Origin of the sequence: Streptomyces sp. NBC_01012 (genome assembly GCF_045162755.1) — a bacterium.
Lineage (GTDB): Bacteria > Actinomycetota > Actinomycetes > Streptomycetales > Streptomycetaceae > Streptomyces.
In genome coordinates, this window is record NZ_CP108688.1 from 5,622,717 (window position 1) to 5,645,043 (window position 22,327).

A 22,327-nucleotide genomic window follows, 5' to 3' on the forward strand; every position below is an offset into this window, starting at 1 on the left:
GTGTCAAGTCCCCCTGGGAGCGCAGCGCGGCCGGTGTGGCCCCACGGTATGCGCGCCCCCACTCCCCGCACGATCCGGACGGCTACCGTCTCCGGGGTGGGGCTAACCCCCGTATCGGCCCCGGATCACCACACCGGAGCCGGGCCCGGAACCGGATTGCCGCCGGGGGCTGTGGGCCATGTAACCTGTTGCCTCATCCACGGGTGCGTAGCTCAGGGGTAGAGCGCTGCTCTTACAAAGCAGATGTCGGCAGTTCGAAACTGCCCGCGCCCACCGGTCAGAACGCCCCCGCAGCGAGCCGCTGCGGGGGCGTTGACGGTGGTGGGCGACTGCACCGGTGCCGGATGCCACATGTCGTGGTGCCGGTATGTGCGAGGAGGCCGCAGCGATGGAGATTCGTTCCACGACCGATGAGGACCTTGATGTCTTCGTCGACACGGTGCATGCGGCGTTCGGGCTCTTCCCGGGGACCCCGGTCGACGGCGGCGGGCAGTGGTGGTCGGCGGTCGAGATGGACCGCTGTCTGCTCGCGCTGGCCGAGGACGGGCGGCCCGTCGGCACCGCCGCCGCGTACGCCTTCGATCTGACCCTGCCCGGTGGGGCCCTCGTCCCGGTCTCAGGGGTGAGCTCCGTCGGTGTCCTGCCCTCGCACCGGCGCCAGGGTGTGCTCAGCGCGTTGATGCGGCGTCAGCTCGACGACCTGCGGGGCCGCGGGGAGTTCCTGGCCGTGCTGCTGGCCTCCGAAGCCCCGATCTACGGGAGGTTCGGCTACGGACCGGCGACCCATACGTCTCGGCTGACAGTGCCCCGTCACAAGGCCGCCCTCGCTGTTCCCCGGGCGGGCGCGGGGGCGGACAGTGGCTCGGTCGAGGTGCTGCGGCGCGATGTGTGCGGCGAGATCCTGGAAGAGGTCTACGACCGGTATCGGCGTGCCCAGCCCGGCGCGTTGTCCCGGCCGCACCGCTGGTGGAAGCTGCGCGCGGGGCAGCCCCCGATCTCATCGGCGCCGCGCTACATCGCCGTCCATCGGGATGCCGACGGCGTACCGGACGGGTATGCGAGCTACTCGGTCGAGTCCGGCACCCTCACGGTCGACGAGACCATCACCACCGACGACGCCGTTTTCACGGCCCTGGCCAGGTTCGTACTGGGCCACGACCTGGTCTCGCAGGTCGTGTTCAAGCACGTCCCGCCCGGGCATCCGCTGCGCTGGCAGTTCGCGGACTTCCGGGCCGGCGAGGTGAGCGGCGACACCGACTGGCTCTGGGTGCGGCTGCTGGACGTCCCCGGTGCGCTGACCGCGCGCGGCTGGTCCATGGACGGCGAGCTCGTCCTCGATGTGGAGGACGCGTTCCTCGGCGAGGGCGGCCGCTACCTGCTGACCGTCCGGGACGGTGAGGCCGACTGCGTCCCGACGGACCGGGCGCCCGACCTGTCCCTCGACGTGAGCGACCTGGGCTCGGTCTACCTCGGCGGCACCGCCCCGAGCACGCTCGTGCGGGCCGGGCACATCCGGGCGCACCGTCCGGCCGCGGTCATGCTGGCCGACGCTCTCTTCCGCACCGAGCGGGCCCCTCACTGTCTGCACTGGTTCTGACCGCGACGGTGGTGCCGGTCATCTGTCGGTGCTGTCAGTGTGCTGTCAGTGCCTTGTCGGCGGGGGCTGGAACTGTTCATGGAGATCCGGCCGGGCGATCATCCGGCGGGCATGGACACACGAGGAATCACCATGACCACACATGTCACCATCATCGGCGCGGGGCTCGGGGGACTCACGCTCGCCCGCGTCCTGCATGTCAACGGGATCCCGTCCACGGTGTACGAGGCGGAGGCGTCTCCGGCGGTGCGTGCGCAGGGCGGGCTGCTCGACATCCGTGAGTACAACGGTCAGCCGGCGCTCGAGGCGGCGGGCCTGACCGAGGAGTTCCGGGGGCTCATCCTGGAGGGGCGTCAGGCGATGCGGCTCCTGGACCGGGACGGGAACGTCATGCTCGACGTGCCCGACGACGGTACGGGTGGCGAGCCCGAGGTACAGCGCGGTGAGCTGCGGCAGATGCTGCTCGACTCGCTCCCGGCCGGCACCGTCCGATGGGGGCACAAGGTCAGCGGTGTACGTGGTCTGGGCGACGGCCGTCATGAGGTCGCCTTCGCCGACGGCACCACCGCCGTCACGGACCTGCTGGTCGGCGCCGACGGTGCCTGGTCCAGAGTCCGGCCACTTCTTTCCGACGCGTCGCCCGAGTACACCGGCTTCTCGATGATCGAGACCTACCTCTTCGACAGCGACACCCGGCACCCGGCCGGCGCGAAAACCGTCGGCGGCGGATCCATGATGGTGCTCGAACCGGGCAGGGCGATCCTGGCTCACCGCGAGCGCGCAGGCGATCTCCACACCTGGGTCATCCTCCGGAGGCCCCAGGAGTGGTTCGCCGATTTCGACTTCGCCGATCCCGTCGCGGCCACCGCACGGACCGTACGGGAGTTCGACGGCTGGGCATCGGAGCTCACCGCTCTGATCACCGAAGGCGAGACGGCGCCGGTCCTGCGCAACATCTTCACCCTGCCCATCGAGCACCGGTGGGACCGGGCACCCGGAGTGACCCTGCTCGGCGACGCCGCACACCTCACGGCCCCCAACGGCGAAGGCGCCAACCTGGCCCTGTACGACGGCGCCGAACTGGGCAGGGCCATCGCCGCGCACCCCGGCGACATCGAGACCGCGCTCACCGAATACGAGCAGGCCATGTTCGTACGCAGTGCCGCGTCGAACTCCGAAGCCCCCGATCTGCACGTGATGTTGGGCGAGGGCACACCGCACACCCTGCTCAAGGCCTTCACCGAAGGCTGACGGCCTGTCGTACTGTCACTGCTGCCGGGGGGCCGGTGCCGTCACCTACGGTCTTCGGCATGACAGAAGAGGAAACGAAGGCCCCTGTGCCCCGTGTGCAGTTGGTCATCGGCATCATCCGCCGGGGCGACGAAATCCTGCTCGTGCGAGAGGGGCTCGGTGTCGACGGGGGCCTTCTGTGGTCCCTGCCCGGTGGCGGTGTCGAGGACGGTGAGCTCATGCATGAAGCCCTCCGGCGCGAGCTGCTGGAGGAGACGGGGCTGCTGGTGGGTGACCCGGTACGCACAGCGTTCCTCATGCACATCGACTCCGAGAGGCACCCTTCGGCGTTGGCCGTTGCCCTTGAGATCGGCGAGTGGGCGGGGGACGTCGCACCGCAGGACGACGACATCGAGCAGGCCGCCTTCTTCCCCCTGCCCGACGCCCTGAAGCTGCTCGGCGAGCTGGACAGCGCGATACAGCGTGAGCCCATCGTCGGGTATCTGACCGGAGCCCTTCCGCCGGGTACCACCTGGCTGTACCGCAGCCGGGGTGAGGAAGAGGCGCTCGTCGCCCGCTGGTGACGAGCGGTATGCCTGGCCCGTCAGGGGGCGTTGTACGTGACGATCGCGCGTGCCGGGGCGCGGAACCGGTCGGTGGTGAAAGAGGAGCGTTCCACCAGGATCTCGGCCGCCGAGCCGGAGTAGGTCACCAGAGGTGCCCGGGCGCCGCTACCGCACAGGCCGGCCGGAAGTTCGGTCTCGTTCTCACCGATCGCGTAGTGGCCGCCGTACGCGGCGTCGAACGGAGACGTACCATCGGGGACGAAGCCCGCGCGGTGGAGGAATTCCGGTATCCGGCTGCTCACGAAGGAGACTTCGGTGCGCCCGTTCTGCGTGTAGTAGTGGACGTCCGACGCGTCGGCGGGCAAGGACGTGCCCCCGGGGCCGAGCAGGCCGGACAGCGGTGCGTCACTGCCGTCACAGGCACGTGCGTCGCCGAAGGGGTGGAACAGCTCGTCCTGGAACAGCCAGATGAGACCTCCGGCCGGCACCGCCAGGACGAGCGCGATGATTCCCGCACGTGCGAGCAGGCTCCGTCTTCGGGAGCCGCTGCCCGGCGTGCCGTCCCCGGCTTCCGCGTCCGCTGCCATGCCCCGGGAATCACTCATGAACCGCCCCCTCGTCCGTGCATGCTCCGCATGCGAACAGGCGGAGCCTACGTCAGTGATCGGCGGGCCCCGCCAGGATCGCGGCAAGTGGGGCCGCCGCGTTCAGCAGCGCTCGGGAGCGGGTCGTGATGCTCGCGTCCCTCGCGACCAGGGCGGCTTCGACGTCTCCGTGCGCTTGACCGTGCCGCCCTTGACCGTGTCGTCCCTGCCCGCGTTGCCCTTGCCCGCGTTGCCCTTGCGCGCGTCGCAGGTCCGGCATCAGGGTCCGGAGCGCCTCGACGCCGTAACCCACGCTGCGTAGTTGGTGCACGATCCGGGCGTCCCGCGTCTGGGCCGGTGAGTAACGGCGCGCGCCCCGTGGGGCGATCCGGTCCGGTACTGCGAGCCCCTCGGTGTCCCAGTGCCGCAGGGTCGACGGGCGCACACCGAGCGCGGCGGCGAGTTCGGAGACGCTCAGCGCGTCCGAGTCGCGTACGTCTTCGATCTGTTCGGCGGAGATCGCCGCTGCGGCCTCCTTGGCGCGTTCCAGGTCCGTACGCTCCCGGTCGAGCCGTGCGTGTGCCGCGTCCAGCAGGGCCAGCGCTTCCGCGACCGGGCGCTCGTGCACGGTACGCATGATCCGCTTGGCCTCGACCGGGCCTGTGCCAGCCACGAGAGCCCGGTAGGCCAGTGCGGACCGCAGGTGCTGCTCCCCGTAGATCCGGTAGCCCGCAGCCGTGCGCGTCGCGGGCGGGAGGACACCGTCGCGTTGGAGGTTGCGGACCTGCTGGACGGAGTATCCGGCGCGCCGTGCGACATCTACCGTCCGCAGGGCAGGAGACGAGGCAGGTGACGGTGCAGGCGACATGGACGACTTGAGGGTTGTCACCTGCTGATCACCTTGCCCGCCTCCGAAATCCGGGGTGAAGTCTCCACAAGCACCTTAATGAAACGCTTGAGCACATGACCATCGACGAGATCATCGAATTCATGGAGGGCCTCGACGGTGTCCTGACCGTCAGGCCGGCACCCGGCGACGGTTCACCGGAGATCAGCTGGGGTGATGTGTTCTTCTTCCACGCTCCTGACGCCGTCGTCCCGCGGGCGACCCAGCCGTTCGCGACGATCGTGACGAAGAACTACCCGGGCGACGAGCGGTCGCGCCTGGACCGGCCGGACGCCTTTCGCGTCAACATCGCGGCGGGGAAGGAGGCGTTCGAGACCTGGACCGGTCACGCGCCGGGCGAGCCGGTTCCCGACGACGACCCCGGAGTCATCGACACCGTGTGCGCGCACCCCGTGTACGGTTCCGCCGCCTGGCTCGCCGTGGTGAACCCGGGGCCCAGGACCGAAGCGGTGGTCCGCCGGCTGCTCCTGGAGGCCCATGACCTCGCACGTACGCGGCGTGAAAGGAGCAAAAGGCGCGAAAGGCGTGAAACGTGAAAGCGTGTACGGCGTGGGGGATCGACGGGCCCGAGCGGAGCAGCTGAGCCGAGTCCTCAGCGAGGCCCTACGGCCAGGCGTTCCAGGATGGCCGCCCACGGGAGCTCCCAGGTCGCCGGGCCCTCCCGCGGTTCGTACAGGGGCCAGACGTCCGCCCCGTACACCAGCTCCACGCCCGCCCCGCGCAGTGCCTCGATGTGGCCCTCCCAGGCAGGGTGCCGTGCGTGCGCCGCGTTGATCCGGGGGAACACCACCACCGGGACGCCGACCGTGCCGAGTGCTTCGCCCACCTGCGTCAGGGCCTGGTTGTCGGCGATGCCCGTCGCCAGTTTGGCGACGTAGTTCGCGCTGGCCGGTGCGACGACGTGGCAGTCGACGACCGGGTGGGGGCGGAGCTCGGCCGGCAGGCGTGGGGTGTCGCGCACCGGGAAGCCGGTCAGCGACGCCAGCCGGTCCCACTCACCGTTCGCCCTCAGCCATCGGCCTGCGTTCGGCGTGAGGGTCACGGTCACCTGCCAGCCCCGCGCGATGGCCGGCTCGACCAGCCCCGTACGCAGTGTCTCCACCCCGTCGGTCGCCGTGCCCACGACTCCCAGTACCCCGCGTAGTTCGCTGCGTGCGCTCACTGTTCCCTCACCCCGTGTCGGTACCCCCTCCAGGTCCATCCGGCCACTCCAGGGCCGCACAACCTGAGGTTGTGGGTCGGGCCGCGTCGTTGTTGGATCCGGGGGTGTCGTTGCTGGTCCAATCCTCGCCGACAACTGCCCGTTGTGACGAGGGGTGCGATGAGAAGTACGACGAGAAGCGCGACGAAGGGTGCGGCGGAGAGCGCGGCGAAGCGTGCGACGGGTGGGCGGCAGCGGCTCGGGAGGCCTTTCGGATGGCTGTGGTCGGCGTACGCCGCGAGCACCCTGGGGACCTGGCTCGGCTTCGGTGCCCTGCCCCTGATCGCCCTCCAGGTGCTGCACGTGGGACCCGCCGCCGTCTCCGGCCTCGCCGCCGCTGGGCTCGCCGTGGGGGCGGTGCTCGCGTTGCCTCTGGGGCCCTGGGTGGAGGGGCGGCCGAAGAAGCCCGTCATGGTGGCGGCAGACCTCGTCCGCTTCGCCGCGCTGTGCAGCATCCCCGTCGCCTTCGGCCTCGGGGTGCTGACGTACTCACAGCTGCTGCTGGTCTCCGTCGTCTCCGCCGCCGCGAACATCGCCTTCACCTCGGGGAGCGGCGCCTATCTCAAGACGCTCGTACGGCCGGATCAGCTGCTCGTCGCCAACGGCCGCTTCGAGTCCACCACCTGGACCGCCACAGCGGTCGGGCCCACCCTCGGCGGGGCCGCCATCAGCCTCATCGGCCCGGTGGTGACGGTCGTCGCGAACGCCGTCGGATTCCTGCTCTCCGCCGCCGGGATCCTCGCGATCCGGCAGCGTGAACCACGCTCGGTGCCGGCGCCGGGGGAGCGGGACAGGGGCTCCCGGCTGCGCGCCGCCGATCTGTTCGACGGCTGGCGTTTCATCCTGGCCGACCCCGAGCTCCGGCCGCTGTTCCTGAACACCGTCGCGGTGAACGCCCTGATCATGGCCACGGAACCGCTGTGCGCCGTCCTCTTCCTCGGCGATCTCGGCTGGCAGGCGTGGCAGTACGGCCTGGCCTTCGGCCTGCCCTGCGTCGGCGGACTCATCGGCGCCCAGGCCGCCCCGCGGTTGGGGACCCGCTTCGGCAGGGCGCGCGTCCTGCTGTGGTCGGGCGTGCTGCGCTCGGTGTGGCTCATGGGACTGGTCCTCGTCACCCCGGGCGCCGCAGGCGTGGTGCTGGTGATCCTGGTCGAACTCGGCCTCATCGCGTGCATGGGCGTCTTCAACCCGCTCTTCGCCACCCACCGGCTCGAACACGTACCGGCCGAGCGCGTGGCGCGGGTGCTGACCGCCTGGAAGGTTTCGAGTACGGCGGCCATCGCGGTGCTCACGGCGGCCTGGGGGGCGCTGGCCGCCGTCATCGGTGCGCGCGCGGCCATCGGGGCGGCGGCCCTCCTGCTGCTGACCACGCCGTTCCTGCTGCGGCGGCGGGTCCCGGCCGCACCTGACGGCCCCGGGATGCGAGGCGACGAGGCACGGGGGACCGTGGAGGCATGTCAGGACATCCGCCCGTGATCGTGTATCCGCCCTCGCCGACCGGCGGGCGGCGGGTGACCGTGCGCGGGCAGATCGTCGGTCTCGCGCACGGACGCGGGGAGGTCGCCTCGTTCCTCCGGCAGGCCGGGCTGGCCCAGGGGGCCGAGGAGATCGACCTGAACCAGCCGGAGTTGATCGAGTGGCGGGGCGGAGACCTCGACACCTGGAGGTGAGCTCCGTGAAGCGTCGTCGTGCGGGACACCGCTGTGAGGGACACCCCCGCGAGGCCTCACTCGAACCGCCGCCCGGCTACTACGGGGCGAGCACGGGCGCCCCCGACGCCACCCAGCGGGGCCTGATCCTCGACTGGGTGGTGAGCCGGCGGGTCGCTGCCGGATGGCGGGTGGAGTCCCGGTCGGGAAGCCAGGCCGTGCTGGTGCGCGGGCAGCCGGTCAACCATGTGCTGCACGCCTTTCTGACCGTCTTCACCTGCTGCCTCTGGGGCGTCGTGTGGGGAGTCCTGGTGCTGACGAACGACGTCGAGCGGGTGGCGCTCACCGTCGACGCCCAGGGGCAGGTCGTGACCGTGGGAGGGCCCTGAGCGGGAGGTGGCGGTCACCCGGACGGGCGCTTCCGGGTCGTGTCCTGCGCTGTCCTCGCACAGGGTCGGAGCTGTCCCGAGCAGTGCGCGGCAGCTCGTCGAGTGGAGGAGTCCCATGAGCCAGTCAGCTTCCACCCCCCGCTCCTCAGGGCCTTCGGCACCGGACTCCCCACGGCCTCCCTCCGCTCCCGGCCCCGGCCCCGACAGTCCCTGGGCGTCGAGCGGAGTCATGTTCGCCGGTGTCGTGCTGCTCGTCGACGGCGTCCTCGAAGTCGTCAAGGGGATCGCGGGCATCGCGTCCGACGATGTGTACACGCGCATCAGCAACTACACGTTCAAGTTCGACATCACCGCCTGGGGCTGGATCCACCTGATCCTCGGGGTGTTCCTGGTGCTCGTCGGATGGGGCATTCTCAAGGGCGTCGCCTGGGCCTGGGGGGTGGGCCTCGGGCTGGCCGCGCTGAACCTGATCGCCAACTTCATCTGGCTGCCGTACCAGCCGGTGTGGGCGATCATCTCCATCGCGCTCGACACCTTCGTGATCTGGGCCCTGTGCGCCCACCGGGTGAAGCCGGTCATCTGACGTGAACCAGGGCCGAGGCGGCATGGAACCGGACGCGACCACGGCGCTGGCCGCCGACGCGTACGTCTACGGGTCCCCGCTCGTCCGCAGGCTTTCGGCGGTCCAGGCAGGCCTCCAGGAGGGTTACGGGGAGCTGGCGCCCGCCCCGTTCAACGACTTCGCGCACGCGGACGGGCCCGCCACGCCCCGTACGCACACCCCCTACGCCCCCGCAGACCTGGTCGACGCGCTCGCCCAGCTGGACCTCTCAGGAGGGCCGGTCAGGCTGCATGTCCCGGACATGGGCGGGGCGTACCACGTCCTCCAGTTCGTCGACGCGTGGAGCAACGTCTTCGCCTACCTCGGTGAACGGGCCGGCCCCGACCAGGGCGACTGGCTGGTCGTACCGCCCGGCTGGGCCGGCACCGTGCCGGAGGGGGCCGGGGTGATCGACGCCCCCACCTCCGTCATCTCCGTACTCGGCCGCCTCGCCTGCGACGGGCCCGACGACATGCCCCGGGTCAGGGCGCTCCAGCAGGAGCTGACCCTCACGCATCTGGGCGACCGCGCGCACCGGACCGGACTCCCCGCGACGGAGTCCGGGGTGCCGGGGGAGCTGCGGTTCTTCGAGGAGCTCCGGGTGTGGATGGCCGACTTCCCGCCGGCCGCGGCCGATCGCGCCTACCAGGACCGCTTCCAGCCCCTGGGGCTCCTGGAGGAGGGGATCTCGCCGTACGTGTCGCCCGCGCCGGGCCTCGTACGGGCGCTGAGGCGGGGGCTCGCGCTCGGCAGGCTGCGGGTGGAGGAGGCGGCCCGCCGGCCCACGGCGCTGGCGGGCTGGCAGATGACTCCGCACCTGCGCGACTACAACCTGGACCACTTCGGCGTCGGCACGCTCGGCACGCCGGAGTGGAAGCTTCCAGGACGCCAGGCGTCGTACCTGGTCAGGGCGGTGGCGGCACGGCGGGGGCGCTGGCAGCCCCATGGGTACGAGGCGGTGTACGCGCACACCTCCCGCGACTCCGGGGGCCGCCCGCTGGAGGGCGCACACCGCTACGCGCTGCGCTTCGCGCCGCCGCCCCCGGTCCGGGCGTTCTGGTCGCTGACCGCGTACGACAGCCCCGGGGGCCATCTGGTCGCGAACGCGGCGGACCGGTACACGATCGGGAGCAGGACCGCGGGGCTGGTCCACGGCGCCGACGGGTCGCTGACGCTGCACCTGTCCGCAGAACGGCCCGCGGACCCGGCCGACGCGGCGAACTGGCTGCCGGTGCCGGCCGGCCGCTTCCGGCCCGTCCTCCGGCTCCACGTGCCCGATCAGGCCGTTCTCGACGGGAACTACGTCATCCCGGCGATCGAGCGGCTGGGGACGTAGGGGGCTTCCGCTGTCGGGTGCGCCGCCGGGTCCGCTGTCGGGTGCGCCGTCCGCGGTCACGCTCAGGCGCGTTGTCAGTGGTGCGTCGCACAATGGAGACATGTGCCGCAGCATCAAGACGCTTCGTCCGCCAGCCATCCCCGAAGAGGCCACCGAGGAGGAGATGAGAGCCGCCGCCCTGCAGTACGTGCGCAAGGTGTCGGGCTTCCGTGCGCCCGCCGCGCACAACCAGGAGGTCTTCGACCGGGCCGTGGACGAGATCGCCGAGGCCACCCAGCGGCTGCTGGACGGCCTGGAGATACGGGGCGCGGCCCGGGTCTGAGCGACGGCGTGGGGGTCCGGGCGTCCGCCGGGCCCGAGCGTGCGTGCGCCAGGGGCGTCAGGTCCTGGCCGGGGTTCCGGTCGCCGGGGCCGGGGCCGGGGCCGTCTCCGAGGCGTGGCCGGGGCGGCGGACCACCAGTGCCGCGAGGGCGCCCGCCAGGAACAGGGCGAGGACCGATACGGCCGTTCCCAGCCAGCCCGCGCCCAGCCACTGGCCGCCGAAGTAGCCGAGGCCCACGCTGTAGACCGCCCAGGCCACTCCGGCCACGGCCGACCAGGGCAGGAATTCCTTCACCTTGCGGTGTGCGGCGCCCGCGCCCAGGGAGACGACGGAGCGGCCCGCGGGGGCGAACCGGGCGACGACGACCAGCGTCCCTCCGCCTCGGCTGAGTGCCACGCCGAGGCGGTCCTGCGCGGAGGTGAGGCGGCGGGACCTGGCGATGGCCCGGTCGAGGCGCTCGCCACCGCGCCAGGCGAGGCGGTAGGCCACGAGGTCGCCGAGCACCGATGCGGTGGCGGCGCAGAGGGTCAGCACCAGCAGGGAGGGCACCTGCGGGGTGGTCCCACCGGCCGCGGCGGTGACCGTGGTCGTGCTCGCGGCAGCAGCGGTGGCCGCGGTGATCACCAGTACGCCGCTGGGGAGGAGCGGGAGGAACACATCCAGAAGCACCGAGAGGGCGACCACCGCGTAGATCCATGGGCTGCCGGTCAGCGCACCCACACTCTCGAGCACTTTCTACTCCCCGTTCCCGTGTCTCCGTGTCAACGCCGCGACGTCGCAGGGGAGCGGCAGGAGCGGCAGGGTCAGCAGCTGTACAGCGTACGCCTGCCGTTCACCCGGTTCACCGGGTATTCACCGCGTGGGCGGCCGATGTCGTGCAGGTCACGTACGGCCGTCCCTGTTCGGCGCGCCCCGCGCGTGCCTCCGCCCCGGCCCCCTCGTAGGGAAGGGGACCGGGGCGGAGGGTGGTGCGAGGTCAGGCGGAGACGGCGTGCGGCTTCTCGTGCGCCGGCTCGCTCTCCTGCGCGGAGCGGCCGCGCGAGAAGAACAGCTGGTCCAGGGAGAGTGCGCCGGGACCGGTGAAGACCAGCAGCAGGAAGGTCCAGCAGAAGACCGCCGGGGCCTCACCGCCGTTCTGCAGGGGGAGCAGGGAGTCGGGCTGGTGCACCGTGAAGTACGCGTAGGCCATGGAGCCCGAGGCGATGAAGGCGGCGACACGGGTGCCGAGGCCGATCATGACCAGGATTCCGCCGACGAGCTGGATCACCGCCGCGTACCAGCCGGGCCAGGTGCCGACGGGTATGCTCCCGCCGCCCATGGAGCCGCCGAAGACTCCGAAGAGCGAGGCGGCGCCGTGGCAGGCGAAGAGGAAGCCGATGATGATGCGAAAAAGGCCGAGAGTGTAGGGCTGGGCCCGGTTCAAGCGTAGGAACATGGGGGGCGGGGCTCCTTCGGTCTGGGGACGTGAACCGATCGGGGCCCATCAGGTTAGGGTGACCTCATTATTACTTGCAAGTTCAACATTATGTCGAGTGGCTGAAAACGATTTACCCGTTCCCGGTCAGTGATCGCTCCAGAACCGTCTCGAGCTGTGCTCCAGCGGCTCGCGCTTTGGCCTGAACCAATGTCAGCTCTGCTTTCCGGCCATGCAGGGTGAGGGTCATGAGCTGATTGCCGAACCACGGTCCGCCCTCCCTGCGCCAGTCCATCGGAGGGCGACCGGTCCTCCCGTGGAGCGACAGCGCCCGCCCGAGCCACCGGCCGGCCCTGCTCCAGCCGAAACGGAATCCGGCGCGTACGTACCCGGGGATCGAGTTGTGCACGGGGGAGCAGGTCAGTTGCAGGACGCGTGCGGCGGGAGTGGCGTCGGTGGTGCAATCGGACCACTGGGGTTCGGCGACGTAGGCATGGTGCACATCGCCCGAGAGCACGCATATCGTCGCGGGAGCGCCAGGTCCGCGTCCCGCCTCCCTCAGCAGCTCGGACAGTCGACGGAAGGACTCCGGGAAAGCGGCCCAATGTTCCAGGTCAGCGGCCCGGCGGAGCTTCTCCCCGAGGCGCGCCCAGCGTGCGCCACGGTCGCCACGGCACAGCGCCGCGTTCCAGGTCTCCGCGTCATGGATGAGGGGCGGCAGCAGCCACGGCAGCGAGGTGCCGATCAGGAGATGGTCGTATGCGCCGGGGTCCGCGAGCATCTCGTCGCGCAGCCGGCGCTCCTCCTCGTCGCGGAGCATCGACCGCCGCTGTTCGTCCAGGGACCGGGCCGCCCGGGTGTCCACCATCAGCAGCCGTACTCGGCCGAAAACACGCCGGTAGCTCCAACGCGTCAGTGAAGGCTCGGCGTCCGCCGCCGCCGCGTGGGCGCGCAGGGTCTCCGTGCCGTCCGGGGCCGCGCGCACCGCGGCGTAGACCGGGTCCGCCTCCAGGGCTTCGGGGGAGAGATTGCCGAGGTGCTGATAGACCCAGTACGACATGAACCCGCTGACGATGCGCTTGTGCCACCACGGTGTGCGCCGCATGTCCTGGACCCAGGCGGCGCTGGTGTTCCAGTCGTCGATGACGTCGTGGTCGTCGAAGATCATGCAGCTGGGCACCGTGGACAGCAGCCACCGCACCTCCGGGTCGCGCCAGGACTCGTCGTAGAGGTGGGTGTACTCCTCGTAGTCCGCGACCTCCGCGCCGGGCGGCTCGCCGATGTCACGGCGGGCGGCCAGCCGCCGGCGGGTGGCCGGCGAGGTCTCGTCCGCGTACACCTGGTCGCCGAGGAGCAGGAGGACGTCAGGGCGTATCGCCTCGGGGTCGGAGGCGAGGTGAGCGGCGAGCGCGTCCAGGGCGTCGGGGCCGATGGGATCCCGCAGTCGCGAACTCCGGGAAGGGTCCGCCCCGTCCGGGTGCCGCCGGGTGTACGGGCCGTGCCCGTGCCCGGCGGCCGGCGGGGCGGCCCAGCGGCAGGATCCGAACGCGACCCGGACGGGATCCGCGTCCTCGGGCTGCGGCACCGCGGGCGTGGTGATGGTGCTCGGCGGGAAGCCGTGGTCCTCGGGCGGCCATACGCGCCGGTCGTCGAGCAGCACCTCGTAGGGCGTGGTCGAGCCGGGCGTCAGGCCCGTCACCACCACCAGGGCGTAGTGGTGGCCCTGGACCGCGAACGTGGGCGAGGTCCCGCCCGCACCGTCCGCGCAGCGGACCTCCGCCGTGCAGGGCCTGTTCGCCTCCACCCAGACCGTCGCCCGTGAGCCGGACTCCCAGTCGACGTACCTCAGCAGTGGTCCCAGGCGTAGCCCGGCCATGTGTGCCCTCCTCGCGTCGCCGTGACCAGTGGCTCCGTAGGGTACGGAACGACGGACGACGGAGGAGGGCGGGTTGGTTCCGGCCGGGGCGGGGGCGGTGGGTCAGCAGCCGTTCAGGACGGACTGCAGCGCGGTCTTCTCGGCGGAGTCGACGCTGAGGTCGTAGTAGTGCTTCACGTGCACCCAGGCGCGGGCGTACGTGCACTGGTACGCCGTGCGCGACGGGAGCCACTTCGCCGGGTCCTTGTCACCCTTGGACTGGTTGACGTTGTCGGTGACGGCGATGAGCTGAGGGCGCGTCAGGTCGTTGGCGTAGGCCTGGCGCTGGTCGTTGGTCCAGCTGCTGGCCCCCGAGCGCCAGGCCTCGGCGAGCGGGACCATGTGGTCGATGTCCAGGTCGGACGCCGCGGTCCAGGTGGCGCCGTCGTACTCCGAGTACCAGGTGCCGCTGGTCGCGGCGCAGGAGGAGTCCTGGACGACACCGGTGCCGTCGCGCTCCAGCACCACCTCGCGGGTGTTGCAGTTGCCCGACTGGGTGATCCAGTGCGGGAACTTGTCGCGGCTGTAGCCGGACGACGAGCCCTCGGCGGCGACGGTGAGCTGGCTCAGATACGTACGGGCGGTCGAGGCGGCGATCGGGGTGGGCATCGCGGCCTGGGCGGTCGGGGCCGTGAGGAGCCCGCTGGTGGCGGCGAGTGCGGCCGAGGCCGCGAGGACGGCTATGCGACGCGCGTAGATTCCGGACATTCGAACTCCCTTGATGTGGGGGATGTTGGGCGGGCGACCTGCGGAGCCAGGCCATCGTGGCGGCGCCGGGTTTCGGCGGGGTGGTCGCCAGGTAACAGAGTGACGACATGCGCACGTCACATCAAGGGGTAGGACGGTCGGTCTGACGTCCCGTCCGAAGGGTGTTCGAGGTGGAGGGCTGACGGACCGGCAGTCCTCGGTGGGTCCTGGCGCGCTTAGGGTGGCCGGGTGCTGCTTCCGGTCGGTCCCGCGCTCGGCGTTCTGCTCGCCGTGCTCCTGGTGTGCGCCGCCGCCGTCGCCGCGTGGGCCTCGCTCGGCCGGTCCCGTGAGATCGCCGTCGCCGGGCTGCGTGCGGCGGTCCAGCTGGCCGGCGTCTCGCTGCTCATCGGGTGGGTGGTGCGCTCCCTGGGACCGCTGCTCGGCTTCCTGGCGCTGATGTTCGCGGTCGCGGTGCGCACGGCGGGCCGGCGCATCACCCCCAACCGCACCTGGTGGTGGACGGCTGTGCCGATCGCGACGGGTGTGGTGCCCGTGGTCACGGTGCTGCTGCTCACCGGGCTCCTCCCGGCGCGCGGGATCGCCCTGATCCCGGTCACGGGCATCCTCATCGGGGGCGCGCTCACCGCGACCGTGCTCAGCGGGCGGCGCGCGCTGGACGAGCTGAGGACGCGGCGGGGAGAGGTGGAGGCCGGGATGGCGCTCGGTCTGCTCGACCGGGACGCCAGGCTGGAGATCGCACGCCCCGCGGCGTCGGACGCGCTGCTGCCCGGGCTCGATCAGACCAGGACCGTGGGGCTGGTCACCCTGCCCGGGGCCTTCGTGGGCATGCTGCTGGGCGGCGCCTCACCGGTGGAGGCGGGCGCCGTGCAGCTGTTCGTCCTGATCGCGCTGATGGCGGTGCAGGCCGTCGCCGTCGCGCTCGTGCTCGAACTGGTCGCGCGAGGGGTGCTGCACCGGGAGTGACCGGTGGGCGAGGCGGGGAGTGAGCGGGGCGGGGCGGGAGCTACCGGGCGGCGGCGATGTGCAGACGGACCGCGCCGTCCGCGCCCTGCTCCACCCGGAGCCGCGTCAGGTCCTCGACGTGGGCGTCGGGGGAGAGCGCCGCCGCGCGCGGGCCGACGCCCACGACACGCATACCGGCCGCACGGCCCGCCATGATGCCTGCCTCGGAGTCCTCGAACACGATGCAGTCCGCCGGTTCGAAGCCCAGCTCGGCCGCGCCCTTGAGGAAGCCCTCGGGGTCCGGCTTGCTCGCGCCGACCATCTCGGCGGTGACGCGGGTCTTGGGCATCGGCAGGGCGGCGGCCGTCATCCGTGCCTGGGCGAGCGCCTCGTCGGCCGAGGTCACGAGTGCGTGGGGGAGGCCGGCGATCGACGCCATGAAGGCGGTGGCGCCGCCGATGGGTACCACACCGTCCGTGTCGGCGGTCTCCTCGGCGAGCATGACGCGGTTCTCCGCGTAGTTCTGCTCCATGGGGCGGTCGGGCAGCAGGGCGGCCATCGTGGCGTAGCCCTGGCGGCCGTGGACCACCTTGAGCGTGGCCTCGGGGTCGAGGCCCTGGGCGGCGGCCCAGCGGCGCCAGCAGCGCTCCACCACCGCGTCGGAATTCACCAGGGTGCCGTCCATGTCCAGCAGGAGGGCGCGGGCTTCGAGGACGGTGGCCGGCATCGGCATGCTCCAGAGCGCGGGGGAACAGCTCACAGCTGTGGGTGGAGAAAGGGAGGAAACAAGTAGCCCCGCCCGCCGGTCAGGGAAAACGGGCGGAGGCTACTTTGTTCCATCACGATACAAAAAGCGGGGCGGAAACGCCAATCGCGCGCCCCGGCTCGCGCGTCCGCACGCCCATTCGCGCCTCCTCACGCCCGCTCGGCCCCGGCGCCCGCACGCCCGCCCCGGCCCCGGCTCCCCTCAGGACCGGTGTCCCCTGCCGCTGGTCCGTGCCTCCAGGGCGCGCCGGGTCTCCGGGCCGTAGACGCCCGCAGGATCACTCTGGACCGACACCCATCGCTGGTATTCGGCGACGGCCTCCTCCACCTGGTGCGAGTAGTCGCCGTCCTCGGGCCCCCGGTACACCCAGACCTCCTGAAGCCGACGCTGGAGCTCGGAGACCGCCGGGCCCCGGTCCCCGCGCCGCAGGGTGGGTCCGGTCACCGCCTCGCCGGCGGGCGGCGCCGCCGCGGTCGTGGCGGGGGTCTTCGTCGCGGACGCCGACGGTGACGGCGATGCCGACGAGGTGGCCGGACGTGACGCGGACGGGCCCGTCGACGCGGAGGCGGACGCGGAGGGCGACGCGGACGCCGACCCGGACGGCGTGGCCGAGGAGGAGGGGGAGGCGGACGAGGACGGGGACTCCGACACGGACGCGGCCGGGCCGCCGTCCGTGTCCGGCATGCTCGTCGTGGCCTCCGGCAGCGCCGCGTCCTGGCCGTCCTTGTCGTCGAACAGGCCGCCCACGAAGGCGGCGGTGCCCACCACGGCGGCCACCGCCGCGGCTACGACGATGGCGGCGAACGGCCGCCGGCGGCGTGGCTGTACGGGATCGGGGCCGTCGCCCGCGTAGGCGGCGGCGGTACGCCGGTGGGCCTCGTCGGCGGCGACGGGGCCGGACGGCCCGCCCGGCCCCGCGCCCGGCGCGTCCCCCGGCGCCCCGGACCCGCCCGCGGCGCCGTCCAGGAAGAGCGGCATCGTCGTGGCCGCCGCGGGGGCGCCGTGATCCTCGGTGTCTTCGCTGCTCAGCGTCACGTACGGCCGGATCCGCAGCGGGTCGAAGTCCTCCGCGGCCGCGATCTCCGCCGCCGTGGTCCGCTCCGCCGCCGCGCTCTGCGCCGGCCGGGCGTCCGGCTCGGGCGTACGCGCTCCGCAGGCACACCCCGCCCCGGGGTTCACGCTCCGCTCGCCGCCGCACTCCGGGCACACAGGTCCGGTCATCGTGGGTTCCCCTCCCCATTGAACTGCCTGCGATTATGCAGGCCGCCGCGCGGGGGCCCCATGGCCGTACCGCTGCTCGGCAGGCCATAACAGCACAGAACGGCCAGGATGGGGGTGAAGCGGACCCGAGGAGATGCTCATGGCCCAGCAGTTGAGCCCGCCACCCCTTGCACCCGGTGAGGGGCGGTCCCGGCGCAGTGTCCTGGTGTCCATCGGCGCACTGCTGCTCGGCATGCTGCTCGCGGCACTCGATCAGACCATCGTGTCGACCGCGCTGCCCACGATCGTCAGCGAACTGGGTGGCCTCGACCATCTGTCGTGGGTGGTGACCGCCTATCTGCTGGCGGCGACCGCGGCGACCCCGCTCTGGGGAAAGCTCGGAGACCAGTACGGGCGCAAGCGGCTCTTCCAGACGGCCATCGTCATCTTCCTCATCGGCTCCGCGCTCTGCGGCATGGCCCAGAACATGCCGCAGCTGATCGGCTTCCGCGCTCTCCAGGGGCTCGGCGGCGGCGGTCTCATGGTGCTGTCGATGGCCATCGTCGGCGACATCGTCACCCCACGCGAACGAGGCAAGTACCAGGGTCTCTTCGGTGCGGTGTTCGGCGTGACGAGTGTGCTGGGGCCACTGCTCGGTGGCTTCTTCACCGAGCACCTCAGCTGGCGCTGGGTCTTCTACATCAACCTGCCCATCGGCATCGTCGCCCTGCTCGTCATCGCCACGGTCCTGCACATCCCGGTCCGTCGCACCAAGCACACCATCGACTACCTGGGCACCTTCCTCATCGCCTCCGTCGCCACCTGTCTGATCCTCGTCGCCTCGCTCGGCGGGACCACCTGGGCCTGGGGCTCCGCGCAGATCATCGTCCTCGCGGTCCTCGCCGTGGTGCTGCTCGTCGCGTTCGTCGCCGCCGAGCGCCGGGCGGCCGAGCCCGTGCTGCCGCTGAAGCTGTTCAAGCAGCGGACCTTCAGTCTCGTCGCCGCCATCAGCTTCGTCATCGGCTTCGCGATGTTCGGAGCCATGACCTATCTGCCGACCTTCCTCCAGGTCGTGCACGGCATCACCCCGACCATGTCCGGTGTGCACATGCTGCCCATGGTCTTCGGGCTGCTCCTCACCTCGACGGGCTCCGGCCAGATCGTCAGCCGGACGGGCCGCTGGAAGGTCTTCCCGATCGCGGGCACAGCCGTCACCGTGATCGGCCTGCTGCTGCTCCACACGCTCTCCGAGTCCAGCTCCACCTGGACGATGAGCCTGTGCTTCTTCGTCTTCGGCGCCGGACTCGGCCTGGTGATGCAGGTGCTCGTGCTGATCGTGCAGAACTCCGTCGGCTACGAGGACCTCGGCGTGGCCACCTCGGGTGCGACCTTCTTCCGGTCCATCGGCGCGTCCTTCGGTGTGGCCGTGTTCGGCACCATCTTCACCAACCGGCTCACCGGCAAACTCGACGATGCGCTCAGCGGCCGTTCCCTGCCACCGGGTGTCGACTCCGGGACACTGGCCGCAGACCCCAGGGCCCTCGGGCGGCTCCCGGCGAGTCTGCGCCCCTCGGTGCTGAGCGCCTACTCGACCTCGATCACCGATGTCTTCCTCTACGCAGCCCCTGTCGTCCTCGTCGCCTTCATCCTCGCCTGGTTCCTCAAGGAGGAGCCCCTGCGCGGTTCGGTGACCGCGCCCGACACCAGCGAGACGCTGGCGTCGAACCCGGTCCAGCGCTCCTCGTACGACGAATGCGCCCGCGCGCTGTCGGTGCTCGCCACCCGTGAGGGGCGCCGGGAGATCTACGAGAAGATCACCGCGAAGGCCGGATACGACCTCCAGCCCGCAGCCAGCTGGCTGCTGTTGCGCATCAAACGGCACGGGACCGTCGAACCCGGCAGGCTGGCCGAAGTGGCACCCGTGCCGCTCAGGGTGATCACCTCGGCCGCCCGCCAGGTGGAGGGGCTCGGTTACGCCCGGCGCGAGGGGGTGCAACTGGTGCTCACCGAGCAGGGCGCGGAGGCCGTGGTCCGGCTCTCCAAGGCCCGCGAGGAGTCGCTGGCCGAGCTGCTGGGCGACTGGTGGGGCCCCGATCGGCCCACCGATCTGATCCGGCTGGTGACGGAGCTGTCGTCCGAGGTGAGCGGGTCGAGCAGCGAGCGCCCGCACATGCCCGAACCACGCCGCGACCACTCGGCGGGCTGACGGCGACCGCGCCGCGAGCCGGGCCGACGGCGACCGCGCCGCGAGCCGGGCCGACGGCGACCGTGCCCGCCCGGCTCAGAGCTCCTTGGCGAGCCAGTGCTCCGCGTACACGTCCTGGTTGAACGCCGGTATCTCCCCGTATCCGTGCTTCGCGTACAGCCCCCGCGCCTCCACCAGGTCGTCACGGGTGTCCAGCCGGATCCGCCGCACCCCGTACGCCCGCGCGGCGCGCTCGATGCCCGTGAGCAGCAGTCCGCCGCCGCCCGTCGAGCGGAACGCGGGCCGGACGAACACCCGGGTCAGCTCCGCCGTCGCGGTGTCGACCAGCCGAAGGCCCGCGCAGCTCGCCGGTCTGCCGCCGTACCTGCCCACCAGGAACTCCCCGGTCGGCGGGGCGAGCCTTTCGACGCCGTCGTCCCTGAGACCCGCGTCGATCTCCGCCGTGGTCGCCGGGCGGCCCCAGTAGCGGCTCGCCACCTCGTCGTAGTAGTCCCGGCGCAGCAGGGCCGCCTCGGGGCTGTCGTAGTGCTCGGGGGTCACGGTCCAGGTCATGGGGTCATTCTGCGGAAAGAAGTTCGGGTCCCCGGCATTCTTTTCGGCAAATCAGTGGTGACGGACAGGCTAAGAGGGGGTTGATGGTGTCTACCTCATAGGACAATGCAAGGCTTCATCCGCACATACCCGGGCTGAGGGGACAGTGCACAGAACACGAACGGGAGGGTCGGCGCAGCGTGGCAGATGTGGAGCGCAGTGTGCGGGGCGATGCGGCGGCGGAGACGAAGGACCCCAGGGCGGCGACGGCCAGGGCTGTCCTGTGGCTGCTGGTCGGGGTCCTGGCGATCCGGCAGGTGGCGGTGGTGCTGCGCAGGCCGCCCGGCGAACGCCTCATCGATCTGGAGACCTGGACCGGCGCGACCGGGGTCCTGCACATCTCGGGCTCCCTCTACGACCCGGGGCGGTTCACCGGGACGCCGTTCGCGGGTCTTGTGCTGCGGCCGCTGACGATCTCGGCCCAGCAGGCGCTCGGCGTCGTATGGACCTTCGGTTCGCTGCTGCTCGTCGTGCTGCTGGGCTTCGTCGCCGTACGGGCCCTGCCCGCACCGGTGAGCCGGCGTACGGCGTTCCTGGCGGCGCCCGTCGCGATCACCCTGCTGATGGTGTCGCTGCCGGTCCGCACCACCCTGCATCTGGGCCAGACCAGCATCCTGCCGGTCCTGCTGGTGCTCCTGGCCTGCTTCGCGGTCCGTGGTGAGCGGCTCTCCGGCGTACTGACCGGTGTCGCAGCCGCCCTCCAGCCCGCCGTCCTGCTCTTCGCCGTCCTGTTCTGGCTGACCGGCAGACGCAGGGCCGCCGTGAGCGGCGGTGCCACGTTCGTCGTCTGTACGGCGCTGGCCTGGGCGGTGATGCCGGGCGACTCCTGGGCGTACTGGGTGCACCATGTGGCCGGCGCCGGACTCGGTGCGAGCCCGGACGATCTGTCCAACCAGTCCCTGCACGGCGCGCTGCTGCGGTTCGGGCTCCAGGGCCCCCTGGAGATCGCCCTGTTCCTGGTGCTGGCCGCCGTCGTCGTCCTCGTCGGCCTGCGCCGCGCGGCACGCTACGCGCGTGACGGGCAGCTGCTCCTGGCCGTCGCCGTCACGGGCTGCGTCGCCGTCGCCGTGTCGCCCACCGCCTGGCAGCACCAGCTGCTCTGGGTGCTGCTGGCCGTCGTCGGCCGCGCCGGGACCAAGGCATCGGACCGGCTGGTCTGGCCCGCCGTCGTGGTGCTCGTGCTGACCCTGCCGGGCAAGATGCTGCTGCCGAACATCGGCGTGGTCCTGCCCGTACGGGACAACGTGCTGCTCATCGCCGCGCTCGGTGCGGCCTGCGTCGTGCCCTTCCTGTCCCGCACCTCGCCCCACTGGCAGCGGCCGATTCCCACCGACTACGCGCAGCCGGTCCCGGCGCGTCACGCGTGGGTGCCGCTGCTGCCGCTCTGGCGCCGGGTGCTCAGCCGCCCCAACCTGCTCCTCGAACTCCTGCTCATCCGGGTCGTCTACTCCGCGTACGCCAAGGTCAGGCTCGCGGCGGCGGTGGGACGTCCGACCGCCGAGGCCCACGGCCGGCAGATCCACTCCGCCGAGCAGTGGCTGCACATCGACATCGAGCACTGGGCGAACCACACCGTCGTCGCCATCCCCTGGCTGCGTGACTTCTTCGACTACTACTACTCGACGTTCCACTTCATCGTGCCGCTCACGATTCTCGGTGTGCTGTACGTGCGCCGGCCGTCGGACTACCGCTGGGCACGCAGCTCCATCGGCTTCGCCACGGTCCTGGCCCTCGTGGGCTTCTGGCTCTACCCGCTGGCGCCGCCGAGGCTGATGCCGGGGCTCGGGTTCATCGACACCGTCCACGGGGCGCAGGACCTCGACAGCCCCGACTTCGGCGCGCTGACCGCGATGACCAACCAGTACGCGGCGATGCCGTCGCTGCACTTCGGCTGGTCGCTGTGGTGCGGTGTGGTGATCCTCCTGCTCGCGCCCAAGGCCTGGATGAAGGTGCTGGGGCTGCTGCACCCGCTGTTCACGGTCTCCTGCATCGTCGCCACCGGCAATCACTGGGTGCTGGACGCGGTCGGCGGCGCGACGGTGGTGGCCATGGGCTTCGGGCTGACGTACGCCCTGGCCGGGCCGCGCAGGCTCCGGGCGCCCGGTGACGACGATCCCGCCGGGAGCACCCGGCCCGATCCGGGGGAGGAGCCGGCCGTGGCCGGGGACGCCGTACCCGAACCGGCGGTCGGCAAGACGTAGAG

General features: G+C 71.6%; 23 protein-coding genes and 1 tRNA gene. 14 read left to right on the forward strand and 10 right to left on the reverse strand.

The annotated features are described in order from the left end of the window. Positions 1–201: 201 nt before the first annotated feature. The 4 genes from OG623_RS25200 (at position 202) to OG623_RS25215 (ending at position 3,411) form a co-directional block, all read left to right on the forward strand. Positions 202–273, forward strand: a tRNA-Val gene (locus OG623_RS25200). 115 nt (positions 274–388) lie between these two features. After that, on the forward strand, positions 389–1,597 hold the full coding sequence (locus tag OG623_RS25205; protein ID WP_406149459.1) for a GNAT family N-acetyltransferase: 1,209 nt from the start codon (positions 389–391) through the stop codon (positions 1,595–1,597). Positions 1,598–1,729: 132 nt separating this feature from the next. After that, positions 1,730–2,848, forward strand: a complete 1,119-nt coding sequence (locus tag OG623_RS25210) for an FAD-dependent oxidoreductase (RefSeq protein WP_406149461.1) — start codon at positions 1,730–1,732, stop codon at positions 2,846–2,848. A 59-nt stretch (positions 2,849–2,907) separates the two neighbouring features. Next, entirely contained in the window at positions 2,908–3,411 is a 504-nt protein-coding gene (locus OG623_RS25215; RefSeq protein ID WP_406149463.1) for an NUDIX hydrolase, read from the forward strand. A gap of 20 nt (positions 3,412–3,431) precedes the next feature. On the opposite strand, the gene OG623_RS25220 is transcribed toward OG623_RS25215, so the two are convergent. Beyond that, positions 3,432–3,998, reverse strand: a complete 567-nt coding sequence (locus OG623_RS25220) for a hypothetical protein (protein ID WP_406149465.1) — start codon at positions 3,996–3,998, stop codon at positions 3,432–3,434. Positions 3,999–4,050: 52 nt separating this feature from the next. Then, complete coding sequence (locus OG623_RS25225) at positions 4,051–4,866, reverse strand: MerR family transcriptional regulator (protein ID WP_406149467.1); 816 nt, start codon at positions 4,864–4,866, stop codon at positions 4,051–4,053. A 74-nt stretch (positions 4,867–4,940) separates the two neighbouring features. Between OG623_RS25225 and OG623_RS25230 the strand changes: the two genes are divergently transcribed. After that, entirely contained in the window at positions 4,941–5,420 is a 480-nt protein-coding gene (locus tag OG623_RS25230; RefSeq protein ID WP_406149469.1) for a DUF6194 family protein, read from the forward strand. 56 nt (positions 5,421–5,476) lie between these two features. Here the strand turns inward: OG623_RS25230 and OG623_RS25235 are convergent, their stop codons facing one another. Further along, a complete protein-coding gene (locus OG623_RS25235) occupies positions 5,477–6,046 on the reverse strand; it encodes a flavoprotein (RefSeq protein WP_406149471.1) in 570 nt (189 codons plus the stop codon). Positions 6,047–6,205: 159 nt separating this feature from the next. Between OG623_RS25235 and OG623_RS25240 the strand changes: the two genes are divergently transcribed. From OG623_RS25240 to OG623_RS25265, 6 genes are all read left to right on the forward strand, one after another. After that, positions 6,206–7,561, forward strand: coding sequence for an MFS transporter (locus OG623_RS25240; RefSeq protein WP_406149473.1), 1,356 nt, complete (start codon positions 6,206–6,208; stop codon positions 7,559–7,561). Beyond that, positions 7,540–7,755, forward strand: a complete 216-nt coding sequence (locus OG623_RS25245) for a hypothetical protein (RefSeq protein ID WP_406149475.1) — start codon at positions 7,540–7,542, stop codon at positions 7,753–7,755. Before OG623_RS25240 ends, OG623_RS25245 begins: the two co-directional genes overlap by 22 nt. Before the next feature lie 5 nt (positions 7,756–7,760). Beyond that, complete coding sequence (locus OG623_RS25250) at positions 7,761–8,123, forward strand: hypothetical protein (protein WP_406149477.1); 363 nt, start codon at positions 7,761–7,763, stop codon at positions 8,121–8,123. Positions 8,124–8,238: 115 nt separating this feature from the next. Then, positions 8,239–8,706, forward strand: coding sequence for a hypothetical protein (locus OG623_RS25255; RefSeq protein ID WP_406149479.1), 468 nt, complete (start codon positions 8,239–8,241; stop codon positions 8,704–8,706). 22 nt (positions 8,707–8,728) lie between these two features. Then, positions 8,729–10,060 (forward strand): DUF1254 domain-containing protein, encoded by a 1,332-nt coding sequence (locus tag OG623_RS25260; RefSeq protein ID WP_406149481.1) that lies wholly within the window; start codon positions 8,729–8,731, stop codon positions 10,058–10,060. Between the two features lie 100 nt (positions 10,061–10,160). Then, the gene (locus OG623_RS25265) at positions 10,161–10,382 is read left to right on the forward strand and encodes a DUF2277 domain-containing protein (protein WP_406149483.1); all 222 of its coding nucleotides are present in this window, start codon (positions 10,161–10,163) and stop codon (positions 10,380–10,382) included. Positions 10,383–10,439: 57 nt separating this feature from the next. Here the strand turns inward: OG623_RS25265 and OG623_RS25270 are convergent, their stop codons facing one another. From OG623_RS25270 to OG623_RS25285, 4 genes are all read right to left on the reverse strand, one after another. Continuing rightward, positions 10,440–11,114: a DedA family protein gene (locus OG623_RS25270; protein ID WP_406149485.1), complete on the reverse strand. Its 675-nt coding sequence runs from the start codon at positions 11,112–11,114 to the stop codon at positions 10,440–10,442. Between the two features lie 244 nt (positions 11,115–11,358). Further along, a complete protein-coding gene (locus tag OG623_RS25275) occupies positions 11,359–11,817 on the reverse strand; it encodes a DoxX family protein (protein ID WP_406149487.1) in 459 nt (152 codons plus the stop codon). Between the two features lie 112 nt (positions 11,818–11,929). Next, on the reverse strand, positions 11,930–13,672 hold the full coding sequence (locus OG623_RS25280; protein WP_406149489.1) for an alkaline phosphatase D family protein: 1,743 nt from the start codon (positions 13,670–13,672) through the stop codon (positions 11,930–11,932). 102 nt (positions 13,673–13,774) lie between these two features. Then, a complete protein-coding gene (locus tag OG623_RS25285) occupies positions 13,775–14,419 on the reverse strand; it encodes an HNH endonuclease family protein (protein WP_406149491.1) in 645 nt (214 codons plus the stop codon). A gap of 228 nt (positions 14,420–14,647) precedes the next feature. Here OG623_RS25285 and OG623_RS25290 point away from each other — a divergent pair, with 228 nt between their 5' ends. Next, positions 14,648–15,382, forward strand: a complete 735-nt coding sequence (locus OG623_RS25290; protein WP_406149493.1) for an ABC transporter permease — start codon at positions 14,648–14,650, stop codon at positions 15,380–15,382. A gap of 40 nt (positions 15,383–15,422) precedes the next feature. Here OG623_RS25290 and OG623_RS25295 read toward each other — a convergent pair whose 3' ends face one another. Together OG623_RS25295 and OG623_RS25300 are read right to left on the reverse strand one after the other, a co-directional pair. Next, positions 15,423–16,088 (reverse strand): HAD-IA family hydrolase, encoded by a 666-nt coding sequence (locus OG623_RS25295; RefSeq protein WP_406149495.1) that lies wholly within the window; start codon positions 16,086–16,088, stop codon positions 15,423–15,425. A 240-nt stretch (positions 16,089–16,328) separates the two neighbouring features. Next, positions 16,329–17,348, reverse strand: coding sequence for a peptidoglycan-binding protein (locus tag OG623_RS25300; RefSeq protein WP_406149497.1), 1,020 nt, complete (start codon positions 17,346–17,348; stop codon positions 16,329–16,331). Between the two features lie 139 nt (positions 17,349–17,487). On the opposite strand from OG623_RS25300, the gene OG623_RS25305 reads away from it, so the two are divergent. Then, positions 17,488–19,533, forward strand: coding sequence for a DHA2 family efflux MFS transporter permease subunit (locus tag OG623_RS25305; protein WP_406149499.1), 2,046 nt, complete (start codon positions 17,488–17,490; stop codon positions 19,531–19,533). Positions 19,534–19,608: 75 nt separating this feature from the next. Here the strand turns inward: OG623_RS25305 and OG623_RS25310 are convergent, their stop codons facing one another. After that, a complete protein-coding gene (locus tag OG623_RS25310) occupies positions 19,609–20,085 on the reverse strand; it encodes a GNAT family N-acetyltransferase (protein WP_406149501.1) in 477 nt (158 codons plus the stop codon). Between the two features lie 179 nt (positions 20,086–20,264). Here OG623_RS25310 and OG623_RS25315 point away from each other — a divergent pair, with 179 nt between their 5' ends. Further along, entirely contained in the window at positions 20,265–22,325 is a 2,061-nt protein-coding gene (locus OG623_RS25315) for a bifunctional glycosyltransferase 87/phosphatase PAP2 family protein (RefSeq protein ID WP_406149503.1), read from the forward strand. Positions 22,326–22,327 lie beyond the last annotated feature (2 nt).